This window comes from Vibrio sp. 99K-1, from assembly GCF_013114585.1.
Lineage (GTDB): Bacteria > Pseudomonadota > Gammaproteobacteria > Enterobacterales > Vibrionaceae > Vibrio > Vibrio chagasii_B.
In genome coordinates this window covers 18,618-40,247 of the sequence record NZ_VTXF01000024.1, presented here as the reverse complement: position 1 = coordinate 40,247, position 21,630 = coordinate 18,618, and the positions used below count along the sequence as shown (strand labels likewise).

The following is a 21,630-nucleotide window of genomic DNA, read 5'->3' as shown; positions in this document are numbered from 1 at the left end:
GTAACGTTGTGTAGATAGTCACTCTTGCGTGAGTAACAAAAATTCCGCGTTTAACTGGCGTAAAAGAAGTAGGCAGTGATTAGAAAACTCGCAATGATCACTGTGTTTCGAACATATTGTTGTGGAATGCGGCGAGAGATCTTCGCTGAGTAATAGCCACCAACCAATGTCCCCATTAAAACCGCCATGCCAGAGGGCCAATCAATCGACCCATTGACGTTAAAAAACACAATTGCTGCAAGCGAGGCACAAGCTGAAACCAGCAGTTTGATCCCATTCATTACATTGATATTGGTGTAACCAGCAAGAGCTAAATAGCTTAATGTCACTATGCCTAATCCTGCGTTGAAATAGCCGCCGTAGATACACACAACGAGTAGTAATAGTGCTGAAAAAAAAGCCCCAGCGCTGGTGGCGTGTTTGTGTTTTTCTGTGGCGCGCTTAAGCCATTTGTTTAGTGTTCCGCCAAAAGTGAAAAGCAACGCTGCAAAAAGCAGTAACCAAGGTACGGACTGAGTAAATAAAGCTTCGGGTGTGTGTAATAACAAGAAAGCACCAAGACCACCACCTAGTACGCACAAAGCGATGGTAAGCTTTAGCTGCTTGGTACCCGATTGGATCTCATGACGCAGTGCATAAGCGCCACTGATGTAGCCTGCACATGATGCAAAGGTATTGGTCGCGTTTGCGGCTATTGGTGGAACACCAGCAAATAATAAGGCAGGGAAGGTGATAAAGCTTCCGCCTCCTGCAATAGAGTTAAGCACACCGCCAATCACGCCTGAGAGAAATAGAATCAACCAATCCATAGTTTTGAGTCCAATGCGTTAAATGACTGGTTACCTTACTTTATTTTGTTAAAAATATCAGAGCTGAGCGTGTTGAAGGTGCTAGTTTGTGAGTTTGCTACCATCTTTAACTGCTGGTTCGTATTGAAAGTCGAAATGAAAAAAGGAGCCAATGGCTCCTTTCGTTGAGGTTTAATTGACTTGGTAGAGCTTTAAACTTCCACTGGTTTTGCTCTAAAGCTTTTAAATAGTTTCACTAGAATCGGGCTAGATAGAACCAATACCGCAAGGATAGTGAATGTCATCGTGATAGGGCGCTCCCACAGGAAGCTTAGTTCACCATCGCTGATCATCAGCGCACGTCTTAGATTTTCTTCCATCAAACCACCTAAGATAAAGCCAAGCAGTAGCGGCGCTAGAGGGAAGTTAGCCAACCTCAACGCAATGGCAGCCATCGCAATAATCAACATTACAAATACATCCATGGTGTTGAAAGAGACCAAGTAAACACCTGTGATTGAGAAGAACAAAATCATTGGTAGTAATACGGTTCTCGGTACAGCCAGCAGTTTAGAGATGTACGGGATAAGCGGTAGGTTCAAGATAACCAGTACGATGTTACCGAAGTACATAGAGATGATTACCGACCAGAATACATCCGGGTGCTCGACAAATAGACGAGGGCCAGGTTGAATTCCATAAGCGATTAATGCACCTAGCATGATAGCGGTGGTACCAGAGCCCGGGATACCCAGCGTCAGTAGAGGAACGAATGAACCACTTGATGCTGCGTTGTTTGCCGATTCTGGAGCAACAAGACCACGAATGCTGCCTTTACCAAACTCTTTCTGTTTGTCTTTTGGTGCAAGGCTACGTTCCATACCATAGCTAAGGAAAGCGGCGATGGTCGCGCCAGCACCCGGAAGTACGCCAGTAAAAAAGCCAAGGATTGAAGAGCGAATTGAAACTGGAGCCACTTCTTTGATCTCTTCTTTGGTCACTTTCATGCTGCCGATATCAGACATCTTTTGGCTTTCTTCAGCACTGGTGTCTTTTTCTGGTTTAAGAATGCCCATTAAGGTTTCGCCCAGAGCAAAGGTTGCCATCGCCAGTAGTAGGAAGCTAAAACCGTCCATTAAGTCTGTTAGGCCAAATGTGAAACGCTCGACACCAACACCCTTGTCGATACCTACGGTTGATAGCATCAAGCCTAAGATAGTCATCATCCAGGCTTTGATAACCTGACCCGGGCCAGCAAACGCTGCTACAGCAGAGAGACCCAATAGCATCAGTGCAAAGTAGTCTGAAGACTGGAAGCTCAGTGACACGCTTGCTAGCGCCGGAGCTGCAATCAAAAGCATGATCGCTGAAAGCGTACCGCCAGTAAAAGAAGAGTATGCAGCAAGGGCTAGTGCTTTACCTGCTTGACCTTTTTGCGCCATTGGGTAGCCATCGAAAGCGGTTACAACCGTAGAAGAACAGCCCGGTGCATTGATTAGGATTGATGATGTCGAGCCGCCAAATACCGCGCCGTAGTAAACACCTGCCATCAAGATTAGGCCAGAAGAAGGGTCTAGGCCGTATGTAATAGGGATCATCAACGCGATTGCTGAAATTGGACCTAACCCCGGAAGCATACCGATGAAGGTGCCAACGAAACACCCCACAATTACCATCATGATGTTCATTGGCATCACAGCGGTCGAAAGTCCTTGTAAAATTCCGTCTAACATAATGTTATCCCTACCAAAGAGTGAAGATTAAACCAGGCTCTAGGTAGATATCTAAGCCTTGAGTTAATAAAAGAAAGAACGCGATAACGAAAGGGAACGACGCGCCAAATAAAACCGCTTTACGACGCTCACCCAACAGGTAAAAGCCTGCAAGTAAGAAGAAGCTGGTTGCTAAAACAAAGCCAAGATAAGTCAGCCCAACACCGTACAGTGCCATTAACACCAAGAAGCCAATCAGCAGTTTCCAGTTCAGCGGCGTTGCGTCGCATGTGACTTTCTTATCCGGTTGTCCTGTTATTAGCAGGATCAATGAAAGGCCAATGCCGATAAACGTCAACAGGGTAGGTAAGGTTCTTGCTGTGAAGGGTTCGTACTCGTCACCGGGAAACAAAGGAATCAGCGTGGTTTGGTAGCCGTAGCACAAGCACGCCAGCATAAAGATCATGGCTCCGATGCGATCCTTCGAAAGCAAAGATTCCTTACTCAGAAATTTGGTTGGTAAGTCCGACATATCCAACTCCATTTGGGGTGTATAGAAAGTAAAAAAGCCGTACATGAGCGAGTTAATGAAGAATGTCTGGGATCACTAACCAAAAGTGAGCGAATTACAGTGCTGCTTTAGCCACTTGCGTCTACAACGAATCGGCAAGCTTTGGTAATACGTTACGAATAAACAAAGGAGTTTTAGTAAACTCATGTACGGCGAAACAAGGAAAGAGTAAGAGGGCACTATGACCCTCTATCGTTATTGGTTACTTCAAGAACCCTAGCTCACGCATTAGGTCGCCCATCTGTTTTTCTTGATCTTCTAAGAAGGCGTAGAAGTCTTGGTCTGCTTTGTAGTTGTCGATCCAACCGTTACGGTCGCGAACCACTTGCCACTCATCGGTCTTGTACATTTTGCCTAACGCTTCGTTCCACTCATCGATTTTCGCTTGGCTTGTGTTTGGAGCCGCGAAGAAGCCACGCCAGTTGGCAAATACAGTTTCGTTGCCGTACTCAGTTAGTGTTGGGATATTAGGCGCTGCTTCAAGACGTTTCGGAGCTGTTACTGCCAGTACTTTTACTTGTCCAGATTTAGACATCTCTAGCACTTCACCAAGGCCGGTTGATAGCAGTTGCGTTTCACCTGAAAGTAGTGCTGCCATCGCTTTACCACCAGCATCATAGGCGATGTAACGAACTTTCTTAGCATCAAACCCTTCGCCTTTAAATGCCGCTGCAACTACTAGGTGATCCATGCTGCCTCGCGCAGAGCCACCAGCGATTTTTACTTTACGAGGGTTACTTTCGAACTCTTTTACTACGTCTTCCCAAGTGTTGTATTTAGAATCCGCAGACGCAACGATCGCACCATAGTCAGCAATCGTTGCAGCAACCGGTGTTAGGTCGCGGAAAGATTGAGGGAAGATACCTGTTAGTGAGCGAACAACGATAGGGGTAGAGTTCACCATTAATGTGTCTTCTTGACGTTGTGCCGTTTCAATTAGGTGAGCAATTGCTTTACCGCCGCCACCACCAGATAGGTTTTGGAAAGAGACATTTTCTACGATGTCTGATTTCACTAGTACATCACCAGTACCACGCGCAGTCATATCCCAACCGCCACCAGCGCCGCCAGGGATTAGGAAGTGGATTTTTTCTACGTCTGCAGCAAAAGTGTTGAAAGAAAAGGTTGCTGCGATAATAGAAGCCGCAAGAGTAGGTTTCAGTGCCTTGAACATGGTTCACGTTCCTTATGTAGGGGATCTCTTCAATGGAGAGAAACTTATGTTTTATATCTAGCTGCTAAACATCACTTTTGGGTGTTGCTAAGCAGATGAAGTTAAAGTTAACGGTGTGTTAACAAAATGTCTTCAATGCGGCGATATTGAGGATAAAGAACATTGGGTGAATAAAGTTCATAAAGTTCACGGTGACGTGTTTTTGTCCATTTACTGTTGAATGATATCTGGATTCTAAAATCGTAGTTATTGTCTCAGAATGATTGAATTCATTGACAAAGGTTGGATTTAACTAGCGTTTTCTACTCGAGTGCATTGGTTGTTGGTCTATATTGTTAGATGTGACTACGATAACTATTTCTGCAAAAGAGTCAGGTGTATAGAGGTGTTAGATTTTAGATGTGGAATAATGAGTTACTATAGTTGATATGCAACTTAATTGGTATTGATTGCGCTAGGCTGTTAACTTTTTAGTTGGCGATTATTCAAGGATGAAATAATGGCATTAAAAAAAATTTCGTTACGCTTTACCGTTGGAACAATGTTCATACTCGCGACTGTGCTAACGGCTGTGGTTGCGGTCTCTCTTCAATACTACTTCAGTAAAAAAATGGCGACGGAGAATACTCTGTCAAAGTTGACGATGGTATCTCATGACCTGAGTGATTATATCGGCGCGATTGACTCTGACGCAGCCAACACCGCGCGTTTACTTGCTACAGTGATACGATCTATCAGTAACAAAATATCGAAAGAAGAGTCGCGTAGTATTCTTTCTGAAGCCATTAAAGATAACCCTATCTTTTATAGTATTTACATTGGCTCATCCGATGAAAATTTCTTCCAAATTATTAACCTAGAATCTGCCCCTGTCGTTAGAGAGAAAATCGGTGCACAACAAACGGACCGTTGGGTTGTGGTTGAGATTCATAATAGAGGGGAGGAGCGCGTCCGTACGACGAAATATTTTGACCAGGAGTTTACGCTAAGAGACTCAACTACGGAGCAGAGCAACTACTTTCCAACGACCAGGCCTTGGTATGTTTCTGCCAATGTTCAGTCGGTCGAAAAAACTCAGCCATATCTTTTTCAGCATTTACAAATTACCGGGCAAACTTATTCTTTAGCGTTTGATGCGAAAATCGAATCTGAAGTTCAACATGTGATTGGTATTGATATTGTGTTGTCTTCTTTGGCTAGCAAACTCTCAGGTACGGCGCTTGGTTTAGCAGAAGACAGTAAGGTTGAGTCTTTCTTATATTCGAAATCGGGTAATATTATTGCGTCTAACCTCAAGGTTAACAATCAGGAATTGGAGTTTGATGTATCCACATTGATGCTATCGTCTGAACAACAAACCTTGGTTAACGATACCCCTCCGCTGTTAGTGTCTAATCAAAATGATTGGGGGCCGATGGACTTTTCAGTGGCGGGAAAGCCAAACGGCTATGCGATAGACCTTCTTAACATGATTGGTGAGATGACAGGGATCAGGTTTGAATTTGTTAATGGTTTCTCTTGGGGCGAGCTTGTCAGTAAGTTTCAAGAAGGAAGTATTGATGGCCTGCAATCGGTTCAAAATTATAAAAATAATGGCATAGATGGCCTATACACGACTCCAATTTATGAATTGCCATTTTCTGTCGTGACAAGGGGCGGTGCGAAGGTTGTCACTAATTATGCCGAGCTTGAGGGTAAAAAAGTTGCCATTTTATCTGGGTGGTCAATTATTCCTAAGTTAAGAGAGGACTTTCCGAACATTGATTTAGTTGAATTTGAAAACCTAGAGTCTGCATTTAATTCAATTGAAAGCGAAGAGAACTTTGCTTTCTTAGAAGCTGAACCCGTACTCTCGTTTGCATTAGATAGGTTTTTCCAGCCAGGCCTTGTTGTCAATGGGACTCTAGAAGATCTAAAACAGAACTACTCAAATCAATTCCATTTGGTGCTGCAGAGCAAGCATAAACAATTGCTTCCAATTATTGATCAAGCTATCAGCAAGTTAAGTGGTGAACAACTTGATGCCTTAGCAAAAAAGTGGCTGCATGATACCGGCTTTAATACGAATACGACTGTTCCTTATACTGAACTTTATGATTTGACTAAGGAAGCAACGGTTGAAGGCAGTATGGTAAGGGTAGAGTTGAATGGTGAGATTAAGCATCTCTATTTAAAGAAAATAGACACGGGCGAACACTACTCTGAATATTTTGCGGTATTGATTCCCGAATCTGAAATCTTTAGTACAGTCAATAAACGTCTAGCAACCTCTGTTGGTATAACGATGTTACTGATGAGTTTGACGTTGCCTATTGCTTGGGGTTTTGGTGCACCGATAGTGCGTCCTATTCGTCAATTAGAGGAGGAGACTCATAAGATCAAGATGCGTGATTATGATAGTGTCGAGCTTGTTGACACTCGAATCAAAGAAGTATGGGAGCTGTCTGTGGCAGTGAAAGGCATGGCGGCAGAGATTAAGCAGCATGAACAGACACAAGAGGCGTTTGTGGAGTCGTTTATCAAGCTTATCGCCCAAGCTATCGATGATAAATCCGCTTATACGGCAGGGCACTGTAATCGTGTACCAGAACTCGGCTTGATGTTGGCTGATGCAGCTGAGAAATCACAGTCCGATCATTTCAAAGATTTTGAGTTTGAAAATGATGATGAACGTCGTGAATTCAGAATTGCGGCTTGGTTGCATGACTGCGGAAAAATAACAACGCCGGAACACATCGTCGATAAAGGTACGAAGCTTGAGGCCAACTACAACCGAATTCACGAGGTGAGAACTCGATTTGAGGTATTGTGGCGTGATGCTGAAATAATAGCATTAACGAAACAGCTTGAAGGCAAGCTAGCGAACAAACAAATCCAAACAGAGTTGGCTGAAGCGCAACAGAAGCTACAAGATGATTTTGAGTTTATCGCGACGTCTAATGTTGGTGGTGAATTCATGAGTGATGACAAAGTTGCTCGTATTCGCTTGATAGCTGAAACGACTTGGACGCGTAACTTTGATGATCAATTGGGTTTATCGCCAATAGAGGCGATGAATCGGGTTCCTAGCTCAAGCTTACCCGTTATAGAGCAGCTTTTAAGTGATAGACCAGAACACATAGTCAAACGAGACCGACCATTAGAGTTTGATCCAAAGCATCAGATAAAAATGGATGTACCTGAACATCTATATAATCTCGGTGAGGTCTACAACCTGTGTATTGCTCGTGGCACTTTAACGGCCGAAGATCGATTCAAAATCAATGAGCATATGATAGGTACCATCAAAATGCTTGAAAGCCTGCCATTCCCGAAAGAACTTAGACGAGTGCCGCGCTATGCGTCGACTCACCATGAAACGCTAAAAGGTACAGGCTATCCAAGAAAGCTGACTGCCGAAGACCTTTCTATTCCAGAGCGTATCCTAGTTATATCGGACATTTTTGAGGCGCTGACCGCTGCTGATAGACCTTATAAGAAAGCGAAGCCAATCAGCGTTGCCATCGACATCATGCACAAAATGGCTTTGGATGAACATATCGACATAGAACTGTTTAGGCTGTTCCTAACGAGTGGGACCCACATTCGATACGCTGAAACGTACTTGAAGCCAGAGCAAATAGACAGCGTCGACGTATCGAAATATCTCCAGAAAAGTGCAGCGGCTTAATACATCTAAGTTAAAAGGTGCTTCACTACTCGATGCAAATTAGGTGAATACGCGGTTAACCTTTAACTTGGCAGGGTTCAAAAGCGCACTCAATTGGTGCGCTTTTTCTATGCAATATCACTATGTGTCAAGAAGTTCGCAGAAAAACAAGATGAAAAAAAATCTCATTTTTTGAAGTAACAATTTATCGCTTGGTAACCCAGATTAATAAGGAGCTCACTTGGTAATTTCATCAATAAAAAACTAAAAAACTTCTAAATTACACGCCTTTTAGTCCTCATTTCACCTTCCAACTTATTGAATTTAAGCACTTTTCATCTTTCACGGTGAATTACGCGGTAATTCGAGTTTTCTTGATTAAGATTCTGAAAAATTTTTGAAGAATCCATTTTGTCATGTTTAAGCCAAGAACCATTAATGCTGTGTTCTTACTGCCATGTAGTTTGGCTGTGAGCCTAGCATGTTATGCAAACCCATTAGAGGGGAACCAACTAAAACCCGTAGAGGTAGCTTCAACCGTACAAGCTAACAACGTGCAAGTTAGCAATGAGCAAGCGACGGTAAAAAATACCTTTGTTACGTTTTCAGCTTATCAAGTCGATGAAGCGCTGCTAAATATCATTACTAGCATGAGCACCTATTGTCGTGAGGTTGAGCTAGGGAAGGACGAGCTTCAGTGTGGTCCATACAGTGATGCGGAGTGGAAAACGGTAGAGCCACTTATTGCTGAATTGACCGATCACCAATATCAGGCCCGCAAGGGGCTAGATAGTGCTTCGTTGCCAAACCTAGCGTTGGACGAGAACAAGCTTAACGAAGTTAGCTCTTATGTTGCTCCCATGACTTCTGAAATCGTGACTGTTGCTCAACAGCAGTCTGAACAGGGCAACATTCGCGCCTACCAAGAGCAAGTACCATCTCGTTTAGTGGCTGCTGGTGTGAGTGAAACAGAAGACTGGTTATCTGAAGCTTTTGGTGGCGCGCAGTTTGATTTAGGCGTCTCTTTAGCGAAAGGCAGCAAATGGCAAGTTGATCAGGTTGAAAGCCTGTTCCCTTTTTGGCAAGCCGACAATAAATCTTTGTGGTTTATTCAAGCGGGTGCGGTGTTTAACCAAGACGACTTCCATGGCCGAGACTTTTCGCACATTGGTACGGGTTATCGTCAACTCGCTGAAGATGAGTACTACGGGGTAAACACCTTTATAGATTATGACCACCAGCGCTATCACCGAAGAATGAGCTTAGGTGTTGAGTACGGGGTGGGTTACGGAAACATGAGCTCCAACTTCTACTTTCCTCTGTCGAATTGGAAAGATTCGCCGGACGAGTATGAAGGGATGAACAGCCTTGTTGAAAAGCCTGCGAAGGGTTGGGATCTCACGCTAGAAAGCTATCTGCCGATGGATACACGCTGGAAGTTGAGTGGTACAGCGGGTCAATACCTTGGTCGATACGTAGAACATCGCGATGGCAGTAACCCGACCAAAAACCCGTTGCGTTTCGAGTTAAATACCGAGTTTAAACCGACCAAAGAGCTGGCGTTCTCGTTGGGATACCAAAACGAGGAAGGGGCAAGTGAACAGTGGATAGCTGGTGTTAACTATACCTTGTCTCTTGGCGGTTTTTACGAGCCTGAGCGCCGTGAAGTTTTCCAAAGCTCATTACCAAAACAAGACCGTTTAACGGACTTTGTTGAACGTGACCATAACATTGTTTTGGAATACAAACAGAAATACGCAGAGATCAGTATTCGTCTGCCTGAATCGGTGGTGGTTGCAGAAAACTCTCAGCAGTCATTAGCGGAGTGGATGGAGGTGAAAGGGGGGCCTGACATCGTCTCTTACACCTGGTTAGGTACTGCTAATTCGTATCTGGACAGTCAGAGTGCTTCGGTACCTTTATTTACCGCGCCAAGCTACAGCTATGACGGCAACAATACACTGTCGCTCAAGGTTCGATACAAGCTAAAAAGCGGCCAAGTTAAAGAGTCTAACACCATGTCGATTACGGTCACTGACAGTAAGTTTCTTGAGTCAATTTCGTTTGAACCAGAAACCGCGACCGCGGGTGAAAGCATCGTTGCGAGTGCCTTATTGAGCAAAGCCGTTGCCGATATCCCGGTGACCTATCAAATCACCGCTGAAGACTTAACATCTTTGACGTTGGATGGTGAGACGTTAGAGCTAGAACCGAACCAAGCGAACTTCGTTTACCAAACCGTCACCAATGAAGAAGGCATTGCTGAGCTGGTTTTACTGAGTCATGTGGCGCAATCCGTTACGGTAACAGCAATTTACGATCAGAACGAACAAGACGCAAAGCAAGGCAATATCGAGTGGTTAAAGGGCAGTGTCTATCGTGTTGACCTGTTTCATGAAGGGCACCATCTAGATGAAGACCTATTCACGACAGAAGCCATCACGGCTTATGTGTTCGAAGATGAAGCGGCGGTCTTAGACCTTTCTCAATACTCGTTCCAATGGTTCCGAAGAGAGCATGATACTCAAAACGAATTCACCAAGGTGGCGAACGCCAATCAGCAAAAGTATGTGTTGAAAGGCGAAGACCAAGGGTTCCAGTTCAAAGTCCAAGTGACAAAGAAAAAAACGTCGGATTCAAAGTCGGCGACAAACAACAAGTAATTCATAACTAACAATAAAACATGAACGTTTTCGTTCAGAAAGGAAAGACAATGAAAAAATCAATGATCACTATCGGCCTACTTATGGGTGGTTTTACAGCAACAGCAGCTTGGGCTATCGACAGCGTTGCCACTGCACCTGTACAAGGCCACAAACCAACAGTAACGGCTCCTGCGGTGACGACAACTGATATTTTATGGACACCTGCGGATATTGAAGTCGAATTCGATGCCCCGACTCTTGAAGACCAAGACGAAGATGACATCACGAATGTGACGTACTGGCTAGAAGATGCGAGTGGCAAAAAATACGCAAAAGTTGATAAAGCTGAGATCAGTAAATTGAACAGCGGCGTTCTAACATTCGAAAATTACAATGAACTCAAAAACAAAGAATTAAACCTAGTGTGGCAAGTTCATACTCAATACGGCTACCCATCAACAACGCTTGTGTCTAATGAAATGACTTCGAACAGCTTCACGGTTGGTGCGAAGACGGCTCTTACCATCAGCGGTACAGCTGAAGTGGGTCAAACTCTGACGGTACACGCGGATGACGGTGCGGTTGTTGACCTGGCTAAAGCAGATGTGACGTTCACACTGACAGAAAATGAAACAGACACAGCTGGCCTTTACCCGAAAGGCGATGCTGAAGCTGCGATTCAAGCGGCGCTGGTTGACGCCGGTAATGACCTAACATTCGTATTACCGAAAGAGGCACAAGGTTACACGATCACTGCGTCTATGAACGAAGAACCAATTACGCGTGCTTCACTACGTTAATCCTTTGAGATTGCTTTAACCACTAACCAAGCGGGCTGTTTTCAGCCCGCTTTCTCTCGATAGGGGTACAACCATGATACGTCAATCCATCATCACTATTTTGGCTTTATGCTGTTCTTGGTCAGCGATGGCAGAATGCCCTGAAAACCAAGTTTGCTCTAACCACACGCCAGCCATTTCAGGCCACGGTTACCCAACTGATATGCCTGAATGGAATGTCGCACCGAGTGAGAACAACACCATCGGCACTGGCCCTATTTCCGTTCGTCCTATTCAAGATCTCGATCCCGATGGCGATGAGGTCATTGCTGATTCAAAAACCTACCAGTGGTGTAATGATCAGGGAGAGTGTTTTGCGAGTTCGCCAACTCTGACCATCAACCCATCGGACATTGATAAGGTGTTTGATAAAGGCGTGGGCTTTAAGCCTCTGACCGTGACATACAGCGGCAAGGTTGACAAGGGCTACCCAGAAGCAACGCGCACTTTTGAAAGTGAACCGTTACCTGTGGCACTCGAGTACCCACCAGATGGCACCAAAGGCATCTGTTACGAAGCACAAACTGTCGATTTTATGAACCTTGCGTACGACAATATTGATTTAAATCTATCCGGAAGCAGGCAATATCGGTTGAGCTTTCCGACGCTGGCGTTTGATTTTTTGCCAGGGGTGGTAGAAAAGGAAGAATTGGTAAGTGAGGCAACCGTCAAGTTCAGCCCATCGACTCCAAAATTTCAAGACAAAAAGCTCCCCGAAACGCTGGTTGTTAACTTCTCATACGATGGTAATAACCCGATACCGATTACGCTGACCAAGCAACCGATTCCCCCTAGTTTTGGGCTAGTGATATATCAAACGACAGACAGCAACTTGGCTTTGCCTTATCCCGAGGCAAACCCTGAAATCACCATCAGTAACCTTCAATTCCAATTTACGATGGCGGGCAGTGACCAAGACAGAAGAAAGAGTATGGTCAATTGCCAACAGTTTGATCGCTAACCATCGAGACATAACCCAATCAGTTGGTGATGCTTTTTCAACTAACGAGCACTGAGGGCAAATAGATGCTTGCCTTCAGTGACTACCACCAGCTGTTTTTATACCAATCAGCTGTGGATATTACTCTAGTGTGGGATGGCAGGTTTGTTCTCGCCTTTATATTCCACTGCCTCAGTACCTATAAAATCACGATTCAACGCGCTAGCTTCTATAGCTCCTAGAGCAGGCCGACTTGTGCCTTTTAACCTTTTTACCTTTTTACCTTTTTATTTAACCACCAAGAGACCAACAACCATGAAATTTTCTCCTATTTACGCGGCATTGCTCACCAGCTTAGCCAGCATTTCAGCAGCTAATGCTGCTCAACACTCTCAAAACATTGCGGAAGGCTATGGCGCAGCCAATATTGACCCTCACCGTCAGTGTTTAGATTTCAACCCACATGGTGCCAGTCAATTCTGTGTGGCTAATTTTAAACCGGAAGGGCTTACTCTAGAGCCAAATCAAAAGGTATTGATTACCACGCCGGTATCGTTCCCGCAGGGTGAGTGGTACCAAGAGCAAGCCCCATCAAAGGTGGTGATTATTGGCTCTGATGCTCACAATTCCACTTGTTCGAGCTTAGGCAACAACCAGTGGTCTTGTGTGCTTCCTGAGTCTGATTTCTACAGCACGGGTATGGAAGTTGAGATGTGGGTGGCCGATGGCGTGCGCAGAATGTGGGGCGGTGAACTGACCGTCGATGATTTAGTGGAGCCGGTACCTATGGAGGCGTGTATTGACCGTGCAATTGCCTCGATTGAATTATGGAAACATCAGGGGTTTGATAGCTACCGTTATACCGCAGAAAAGCTGCACTTAGCGCTGGAAGGGCTACCGACCATCCCTTACCAAGACACCATCGATGAAAATGCTCTGATTCTGGACATTTTACACACCTGCGCGTTGCAAAGTGACTAGGTGCCTGCGCTTCTTAAGCCATAACACTGGCGATTCTTTCACTGAGTGAGCCCGCTTTCTACGAAGCGGGCTCACTTCTGCTAACTCATTGAATTAACAAGCTCTAAAAAAAACTCATAAAACCTAAACTAACGGTAATTCACTGTATTTCACGCCAAATCAAGCACAAGCTTGGCCTGTCTTTAAAGGTTGCTTGCTTTTGGCTGTGACTTCCAACAACGGCCATTTGGCTGACCGTATTCAATGGCATTCGTTGCTAACGAGCTCGAAGCGGTTGAGGTTTTAAAGGCCTTTATCTCCATTTAAATACTGTTATTTTCAAACGAAGAGACTGAAATCTTAATGAAATTTTCTCCTATTTATGCGGCGCTGCTAACCAGCTTAGCCAGCATTTCAGTAGCCCATGCTGCTCAACACTCTCAGAACATTGCTAACGAATATGGCGCGGACAATATTGACCCTCACCTGAAGTGTTTAGATTTCAACCCACATGGTGCCAGTCCATATTGTGTGGCTAATTTTAAACCGGAAGGGCTTACTCTAGAGCCAAATCAAAAGGTCTTACTCACCACGCCGGTATCGTTCCCGCAGGGTGAGTGGTACCAAGAGCAAGCCCCATCTAAGGTGGTGATTCATGGTTCTGATAATCACAATTCTACTTGTTCGAGCTTAGGCAACAACCAGTGGTCTTGTTTGCTTCCTGAGTCTGGTTACCACAGCACCGGTGTTCAGATAGAACTGTGGGTGGCCGATGGCGTGCGCAGAATGTGGGGCGGCGACCTTATCATGGACGATTTGATCCCTGATGCGCCTGAAATTGAAAACGCATCCGCGACATTTGCACCGGCAAAAGGTGAAAACCTGACCCGAGACGGCAAAATGTGGCTAGCGACCCAAACGCCAATCAATGTCACGTTAGACTTTGATTTAGTTAATGGCAGCACAAACAGTTTTGCTAACCAACCTATTCGAGTGCTGCTGGAAAAAACGGTCGGTACTGGCGAAGACAACACCACAACAGAGTGGGTAACGCTATCAGGCCAAAGCCAAAGCATCAACAGTGGTCACAACACCATCACGGGTCAGGTTATTCCTTCGCAAGGTTGGGATTCAGCGGCGTTCTACAGTGTATCGCTGGGTTATAAGCTGAACGACAATGACACACCGGTTTCTTTTGTTGATCCGCAAGGCCGCACCACAATGACAGGCCAAGGCGCTTACTTGAGTGCATCGCCAATGCGTATTGTCGATTCTAACAACCCAGACAGTACCTGTGTGTTGACACAAAACACCCCGGAGTCGTGTGACTTTATTGCCAACGGTAGCGGTGTAAAACTGACGGGTCTTAATGTATGGCAAGATGATGACAATCGACAAAGCATCCAAGCGGGCACCCAAACTAAAACGTTACAAGGTGGCCACGTAACAAACGACGTCGCGTTCGATCTTCAAACCACAGGCAAACAGACGTTTACTTGGAACAACGTTTCTACGGTTGTGACGTACAACACTGATGCCAGCCAAATTGTGCTTGCCGATGCAGATGCAACGAACGATGTGTTTTACGGCAACGCATACATTAATGGCGCGGTAACAAATATTACCAACAAAGGCAGCCGTAATGGCAGCCGAGAAATCCGTGATACGGGGATTCAATTGTCATTGGATACACTGGATCACAGTGCCATTTCAGGTTTGGAAAGTGTAACTTGGACAGCCGAATACCCGTTAGTTGAGCTTGTGAAGGTGTATGTACCTGAACTACCTAGCTTAGCTGAAGAAGCATTGAAACTGGTCGAGCAGACAATCAATAGCACTATTTTGGCGAATGCTTCTGAGTTCTCTGAAGAGGGCCAATTCTACCTTGATGTTGCGACACTCAATGATTCTATCGCAGATGCTGCTGCGAATTTAGGCGGCGAATACGCAAAATATCTTCCTCGCTTTGCTAACGTAGTATTACCACTGGATCTCGTCGCACATTACCGTGTACAAGGGGTTGGTAAGGTGAAGTCAAAACGCTTCAATATTGCTATCGGTGATCGAGGTAAGCGTATTCTCAATTTCTCTAGCGACGGAAGCGTTCAATGTCTGACAAATACGTATGGTCAATTTTCTTTCAAAGACTGTGATACTTCTATGCCAGTTGGCGAAGATACCGATGGAAACGTACTGTTTAAGTTTCTGCCTGCTGCATTAGGTACCATAAACCACCCAACGAATGTTTTTCAAATTCGCTCGATGGATCCTATTGCAGCCCCTGATGATTGCTTAACAGTGAGAGGTAACAAAGTTACTAGTGAACGATGCAGTGTCGATAGTGGTAAATCTCAGTTGTTTTCTTTCCAAGCGCAATCTGATCAACACCTAGAAGAATCCATCATTGCTTCGGGAAATACGTCTGAGATGACGATTACTTCGGTTGAAGATGGACGTATTTTTGACCGAAGTGGTGGCGGTGTTGATTGGACAGTTAAAGATGAGCTTATCATCTATCCAAAAAATGGTGACAAAGGCACACCAAATCAATACATGTTTGTTTCTCGTTTCGGTATTCAGAATGAAGCGAACCGACCACAAACTGTGCCAGTAGATTTAACCATGAGATGCCAAACGGGTGGTTCATTTTTTAATTACTGGAGCCGTATCCAGCTGACGGCGACCAACAACTCAGATTACGACGCGTATGTTCGTGTTAACTGGAATGAGCGTTGGGAACTGGTTCGCGCGGGCACAACCAGAATGGTCGATAACCGCTTAATGAATATGCCGGTCGCTTTCGACCAAGTGTATCGTTTCTTCCCAGAGTTTAACCCACACAATGCATTCTTCTCTTTGCCAGCGAATGAAACGAAGTGTGAAGCGGGAATGGGCCGACCAAATCTTGATTTCACTGAGACGAAGAAAGGTTACAACGCTTGGACAGTCGCTCCTGAATAATAGTTTGTAAGCATATGGAGCAAGGTGACAAACCTTGCTCCTTTTTTGATTTTTACGAATAACACTGATTCTCTATTTTTGAGTAAACCGATGAAAAATACATTATCAATCTCGATTGCAAGCGCCGTTCTAGCGTTAAGCAACCAAGCCATTGCAGCACCAAGCGTGGATATTGAAGGGGCGACACTACAAGGCCTAGCGCATTCGCCGGTGGGCTATTCATCACAAGTCGATGCGTTTATGGGCGTAAAATATGCTTCAGCAGAACGCTTTCAGGCCCCCAAGCTTAGTCACTTTGAAGCTGGCGTTCATTATGATGTGACTTCTGCAGGGGATATCTGCCCGCAAATACCTCACACAATGGAAGCGAACGGCGTAGTACAAGAAACACAAAGTGAAGACTGTTTAAATGCGAACGTTTGGCGCCCATCTGGGGTTGAGCTAGGTGAAAAGCTTCCCGTTTATGTGTTCATTCATGGCGGTGCATTTGAGCTAGGCTCTAGTACAGTTAAGCAGTTTGATGGCGCGAAGCTTGTTGCTAAAAATGCAGATGAGGGCAACCCCTTTATTCTAGTTAGCATGAATTACCGTTTGGGTATTCTTGGTAGCTACTACAGTGAACAACACTCTGGTAACTACGGTATCCAAGACCAGAAGGCGGCGTTGCAGTGGATTCATGCCAATATTGATAGTTTTGGTGGCGATGCCGACAACATTACTTTGTTTGGTGAAAGTGCAGGTGCGATGTCGATTGGCATCCAATTAATGGATGAGCAACAAAACTCTCACCTGTACCAACGTGCCATCATGGAAAGTAATCCATATGGCGTTAAGTACAAAGATGCCGAGTCAGCGAAATGGGTAGCGGGTATTGTTCAAGATAAGCTTGGAAAGGACAAAGACATTACTAGCGTGCCTTTTGAAGAGATCGTGGATGTTCAAGTTCAAATGAAAGCTGTAGCAACGCAGCTGAACAGCTTGACCAGTATTACCCCTAAAACGGCCGGTCTGTTATCTTGGGCACCTTATGTCGATGGAGAGATTATCCCGTATCAGCCGAGTGAACTAAAATCGGTAAATGGTGTTGATGTGACGCTGGGTTTCAACCAAGATGAGTCGAATATCTTTGTTGCGCCGTTTGATGCGCTTCTTGATTTACCAGGCAGTTATAATTCACTGATCGATCTGTTTTTCGGTGCAGATAAGGGTTCTATGCTACGTGAGATTCCAGAGTTCAAATTAAGCTTCTGGAATAGTACCGCAGCAAAGCGTAAAGCCAATGCCCGCAAACTAATGAATCAAGTGCTGTTTGCTTGTTCATCTCAACAGGTTGCGCAAAACTTGGCTGCAGGTGGTTCGAATGCGGCGCTATACCAGTTCAACTATCAACCTGACTTTAGCCTGTGGCCCGACTACTACGTACAGAGCTTTGCCAAAACGTGTAAGCCATCTGAGAGCTCATGTCATGGTGCAGAGCTTTCTTTTATTTTCGGTAATGAGGTGAATGCAGTATCTGGACCTGCTGAATTTTCTAATAAGGATAAGTCTGTTAAAGATGATCTTATGTCACAGTGGTTACAAACCTCGACATTCACACCATACGTTTTAGAAAAAGACAATGTGACGGTCTTTAACACTAACGGTGAGTTTGTTACGGAAAATGATTGGGACAACACGCTTAATGCCAGCTTATGTGAACAAGTAAACCAAGTGATGGCTTTGTAACCTTAATACACAAGCATAAACCAGAACCCTGACCACTATTATTCTAAATTATTTGTTAGTTAAATGGTTAGGTATCAATCAAAAAGCCACAGTTTATGTATAAAACTGTGGCTTTTTTATTTTCTTAGTAAATCAAATAAATTTCAGGTCAAATAGTAAACGTTTTTCCTCTATTTTTGCGTAGTGATATGGGGTAATTAAATCCTTTCTAGGATTCATTTCAATTCTGATTGGGCGACTGTGTTTATCAAGTTGCTTACTAGGTATAATTGATCTGTGATTACAATCGATGTGATTTTATGAATCTAGATGCTTTAATGAGGTTTTTCTATCAATGAATGTAGAATTTGATAGTGGGAAAAATAAAATAACTTATCGAGAAAAGGAATTACTGCTCAATAATAACGAGTTTAAATTAGCTATTCTTTTATTGGAAAAGCAAGGAGAAATGGTCGAAAAGTCGACCATATTAGATACAGTTTGGAAGAACAAGGTGGTGACTGAGGGGTCGATAAAACGAAGTATTTCGCTTTTGAGAAAGGCCTTTTATGATCTAGAGGCGAACGTTGAAATTACGGCATTCCGTGGTGTTGGTTACAGCATAAGCACTAAACTGAATGTGTTTATCGATAACGCACTGATAAGCCTGGACTCAGAAGAGCCAGAAATTGAAAAGAGCGAGCCCTTATATCAGGAGATTACAAGCAAGATATCAACCAAGGCAAAACCTATTTTAACGCTCTTTATTAGCTTAAATCTTGCTGTTGGTGGTTATTTTTTGTACCAGGATTATGCTTACTCAGGTTTATCCCAGATCTCACCATATATGAAAGATTCGTTTATATCATCAGATTACCATTTAAAGGTCTTGGAGAGTCGGGCTGGTAATAATATCAACCTGATCACTTTAAGGGATCATACTGCGCCTAAGCTATTATTGAACCTTATTAGTCAACTGAATACCGATATGACGCTATTTTATCAAGTTGAAGGTAAGAAGGTTTACTTCGCCTATGCGTTAGAAGATGTATCGCAAAACTCTTATGCCAATAACTATATAATCTCAGTTCACTCTCAAAATGAAAAAATTAAAAATATCCTTGAAAAATTTTAATAAGTATCACTTTTTCTTTCTGTTAAGTTTAGTTTTTATGCTTTTTTCTTTTATTAGGCATTATACGCATCAGAATCGTCACAACTTAAGCTTTGTCTACAACTATAAACAGTACGTTGAAAGAAAGAACGGGCTCAAACTCAAGACATTAAGCTCGACCAACTTTACTGATGAGCACTTTTCCATCATGTCTTACTCTTTTTCGAATAGCGGCGATGGGGTGTTATTTACTTCTGAAGCGCAAGTGGTCGAGAGACACAAAAATGTTTTCGAGTACTGTTTATATGATTCTGAGGTAGAGGACTTTACCGAACATAAAACCGACCCTCATTTTGAAGAGCTGTTTTTCACGGCATCTGACATCGTAATGAAAACGCGAACCCGAGATGTGAGTCGTAGTGCCGTGAATTACTTTAGCCAACACATCGTACTTATCAAAGGGGGAATATTTGAGTTCCCAACGTTGGTATCGCGTTCTCGCAGTCAACAATACGTGCCAATAACCTGATGAAACAATAGCTGCCCGTTAATGCCTGTAATCAAAGCACGAGTAAAACAGTAAATGTCCAAGATGTGCTGTTTCGTATCAACCACCTCACTTACCTCGTAATACGCGATTAAGCTCTGCTAACGACTATTCACCAATCCTACACCACCTTGTTGAGCTTTTTAGTGTCATACCTTAGTCTAAATTGTCGACAATCTTCTTGATTGTCGACAGTTTGATCGTGTATTTTATATTCATGTTATGAGATTGTTGACAATTAAGGTCGGCAATAAGAAGTGGGCAGCGTGAATATGAATACCGCGATCAAAGATCTTACCTTAAGTGCCAACACCAAAACGCGAGTTGGAGACAAAGAAAATACCAAGTCAGAAAGCCTGACGGAGTATTTGGTTGAAGCGATAGTCAACGGTGAGTTAGCTCCGGGTAGCAAGATCTCGGAACCAGAGTTAGCTAAACGCTTTGAGGTCAGTCGTGGTCCTTTGCGTGAAGCGATTATGCGTGTCGAAGGGCTCGGGCTCATCGAGCGAATTCCACATGTTGGCGCCCGAGTGATTACTTTTTCTGCTGACAAGTTACTTGAGCTTTACGCGGTTCGAGAGGCTCTAGAAGGCATGGCTGCAAGGCTAGCAGCAAGACACATTACACAAGATGAGCTTATCGGGCTTGAAGGATTATTGTCGACACATTCCCAACATATCGATGAAGTCGAGGGTTCTTCCTACTTTCATCAACACGGCGATTTCGACTTCCATTATCGAATCATTAAAGCCAGCCGTAACAGCAAACTCATTTCTTTATTGTGTGATGAGCTTTACCACTTACTGCGAATGTATCGCTATCAATCGCCACGAGCACAGTCTCGGCCAAAAGAGGCGCTTGATGAACATAAATATATCCTACAAGCAATTCGTAACCGTGATGAAGAGCTAGCAGAAATGCTGATGCGACGACATATCTCTGGTAGCCGACTGCTTATCGAGCAACAAATTCAATCCAAAGATATGGATTAAAAAACTGACAAATAAACATTTAACAGGGAGCGTCATTATGAAGTTATCAGCAGGAGCGAAGTTCCGCCAAGCTGTGCAAGACAATGATCCACTGCAGATCGTCGGTACGGTGAATCCGTATTGCGCAATGATGGCAAAGAACTTGGGTCATCAGGCTATCTACTTGTCTGGTGGAGGTATCGCCAATGCGTCTTACGGTTTACCTGATCTGGGTATTACCACATTGAACGATGTGTTGGTGGATGTGGAACGCATTACCAACGCGTGTGATTTACCTTTGCTGGTGGATATCGATACGGGATTTGGTGGAGCGTTCAATATCGCACGAACTATTCGAGCGATGGAAAAAGCGGGCGCTGCTGCTATTCATATGGAAGATCAAGTGGCACAGAAACGCTGTGGTCATCGACCAAACAAAGCGATTGTTAGCCAACAGGAAATGGTCGATCGAGTAAAAGCGGCAACCGATGCAAGAACTGATGAGAGCTTTGTGATCATGGCTCGAACCGATGCTCTGGCGGTTGAAGGGATAGATAGTGCAATTGAACGTGCGATTGCGTGTGTCGAAGGGGGTGCGGACATGATTTTTCCCGAAGCGATGAATCAGCTCGACCAATACGTGAAGTTCTCGGCGGCGCTGAAATCGGCAACAGGTAAGCATGTGCCAATCTTGGCTAACATTACCGAGTTTGGACAAACCCCACTCTACAACTGCAAGGAACTGGCGCAATCTCATGTCGACATGGTGCTTTATCCACTCAGTGCATTCCGCGCGATGAACAAAGCGGCAGAGAATGTTTACAAACACTTGTTAGTTGAAGGCAATCAAGAAGCGCTGTTGGATTCAATGCAAACCCGTAAAGAGCTTTACGAACACCTCAATTACCACGACTACGAGAACAAGCTGGATCAATTGTTTTCGAGTGAAGAATAAAACCAGTTTCAAATATTAAAACATCAACTTAATCCAATAACGTGAATGGTTAGTCAGCCACATCGGGTCCGTGAAATCTAGTGAGATAGTCGCGGTCACT

General features: G+C 44.2%; 15 protein-coding genes. 11 read left to right on the top strand and 4 right to left on the bottom strand.

Going from position 1 to position 21,630, the window contains the following annotated elements:
- Positions 1–50 precede the first annotated feature (50 nt).
- The 4 genes from F0228_RS18335 to F0228_RS18320 all read right to left on the bottom strand — a co-directional run bounded on the left by F0228_RS18335 (position 51) and on the right by F0228_RS18320 (position 4,245).
- Positions 51–809: a sulfite exporter TauE/SafE family protein gene (locus F0228_RS18335; RefSeq protein ID WP_171762606.1), complete on the bottom strand. Its 759-nt coding sequence runs from the start codon at positions 807–809 to the stop codon at positions 51–53.
- 191 nt (positions 810–1,000) lie between these two features.
- Entirely contained in the window at positions 1,001–2,521 is a 1,521-nt protein-coding gene (locus F0228_RS18330) for a tripartite tricarboxylate transporter permease (protein WP_061033486.1), read from the bottom strand.
- Positions 2,522–2,531: 10 nt separating this feature from the next.
- Entirely contained in the window at positions 2,532–3,032 is a 501-nt protein-coding gene (locus tag F0228_RS18325; protein ID WP_065677028.1) for a tripartite tricarboxylate transporter TctB family protein, read from the bottom strand.
- A 241-nt stretch (positions 3,033–3,273) separates the two neighbouring features.
- Positions 3,274–4,245: a tripartite tricarboxylate transporter substrate binding protein gene (locus tag F0228_RS18320; protein WP_171731752.1), complete on the bottom strand. Its 972-nt coding sequence runs from the start codon at positions 4,243–4,245 to the stop codon at positions 3,274–3,276.
- Between the two features lie 499 nt (positions 4,246–4,744).
- Between F0228_RS18320 and F0228_RS18315 the strand changes: the two genes are divergently transcribed.
- The 11 genes from F0228_RS18315 (at position 4,745) to prpB (ending at position 21,530) form a co-directional block, all read left to right on the top strand.
- A complete protein-coding gene (locus F0228_RS18315) occupies positions 4,745–7,915 on the top strand; it encodes an HD domain-containing phosphohydrolase (RefSeq protein WP_171762605.1) in 3,171 nt (1,056 codons plus the stop codon).
- Positions 7,916–8,310: 395 nt separating this feature from the next.
- Positions 8,311–10,557, top strand: a complete 2,247-nt coding sequence (locus F0228_RS18310) for an inverse autotransporter beta domain-containing protein (protein ID WP_171762604.1) — start codon at positions 8,311–8,313, stop codon at positions 10,555–10,557.
- 50 nt (positions 10,558–10,607) lie between these two features.
- Positions 10,608–11,339: a hypothetical protein gene (locus tag F0228_RS18305; RefSeq protein WP_171762603.1), complete on the top strand. Its 732-nt coding sequence runs from the start codon at positions 10,608–10,610 to the stop codon at positions 11,337–11,339.
- Between the two features lie 73 nt (positions 11,340–11,412).
- Positions 11,413–12,339 (top strand): hypothetical protein, encoded by a 927-nt coding sequence (locus tag F0228_RS18300; protein ID WP_105057206.1) that lies wholly within the window; start codon positions 11,413–11,415, stop codon positions 12,337–12,339.
- Between the two features lie 294 nt (positions 12,340–12,633).
- Positions 12,634–13,299, top strand: a complete 666-nt coding sequence (locus F0228_RS18295) for a hypothetical protein (RefSeq protein ID WP_253820312.1) — start codon at positions 12,634–12,636, stop codon at positions 13,297–13,299.
- A 342-nt stretch (positions 13,300–13,641) separates the two neighbouring features.
- Positions 13,642–16,239 carry a hypothetical protein gene (locus F0228_RS18290; protein WP_105057205.1) on the top strand — a complete coding sequence of 866 codons (2,598 nt, stop codon included), beginning with the start codon at positions 13,642–13,644 and terminating at the stop codon, positions 16,237–16,239.
- Positions 16,240–16,329: 90 nt separating this feature from the next.
- Positions 16,330–17,964: a carboxylesterase family protein gene (locus F0228_RS18285; RefSeq protein WP_171731748.1), complete on the top strand. Its 1,635-nt coding sequence runs from the start codon at positions 16,330–16,332 to the stop codon at positions 17,962–17,964.
- A 334-nt stretch (positions 17,965–18,298) separates the two neighbouring features.
- The gene (locus F0228_RS18280; RefSeq protein WP_171731747.1) at positions 18,299–19,078 is read left to right on the top strand and encodes a winged helix-turn-helix domain-containing protein; all 780 of its coding nucleotides are present in this window, start codon (positions 18,299–18,301) and stop codon (positions 19,076–19,078) included.
- 187 nt (positions 19,079–19,265) lie between these two features.
- Positions 19,266–19,586 (top strand): hypothetical protein, encoded by a 321-nt coding sequence (locus F0228_RS18275; RefSeq protein WP_239936268.1) that lies wholly within the window; start codon positions 19,266–19,268, stop codon positions 19,584–19,586.
- Positions 19,587–19,876: 290 nt separating this feature from the next.
- Positions 19,877–20,596 carry a GntR family transcriptional regulator gene (locus F0228_RS18270; protein ID WP_105057204.1) on the top strand — a complete coding sequence of 240 codons (720 nt, stop codon included), beginning with the start codon at positions 19,877–19,879 and terminating at the stop codon, positions 20,594–20,596.
- Positions 20,597–20,633: 37 nt separating this feature from the next.
- The gene (prpB, locus tag F0228_RS18265; protein ID WP_116872006.1) at positions 20,634–21,530 is read left to right on the top strand and encodes a methylisocitrate lyase; all 897 of its coding nucleotides are present in this window, start codon (positions 20,634–20,636) and stop codon (positions 21,528–21,530) included.
- Positions 21,531–21,630 lie beyond the last annotated feature (100 nt).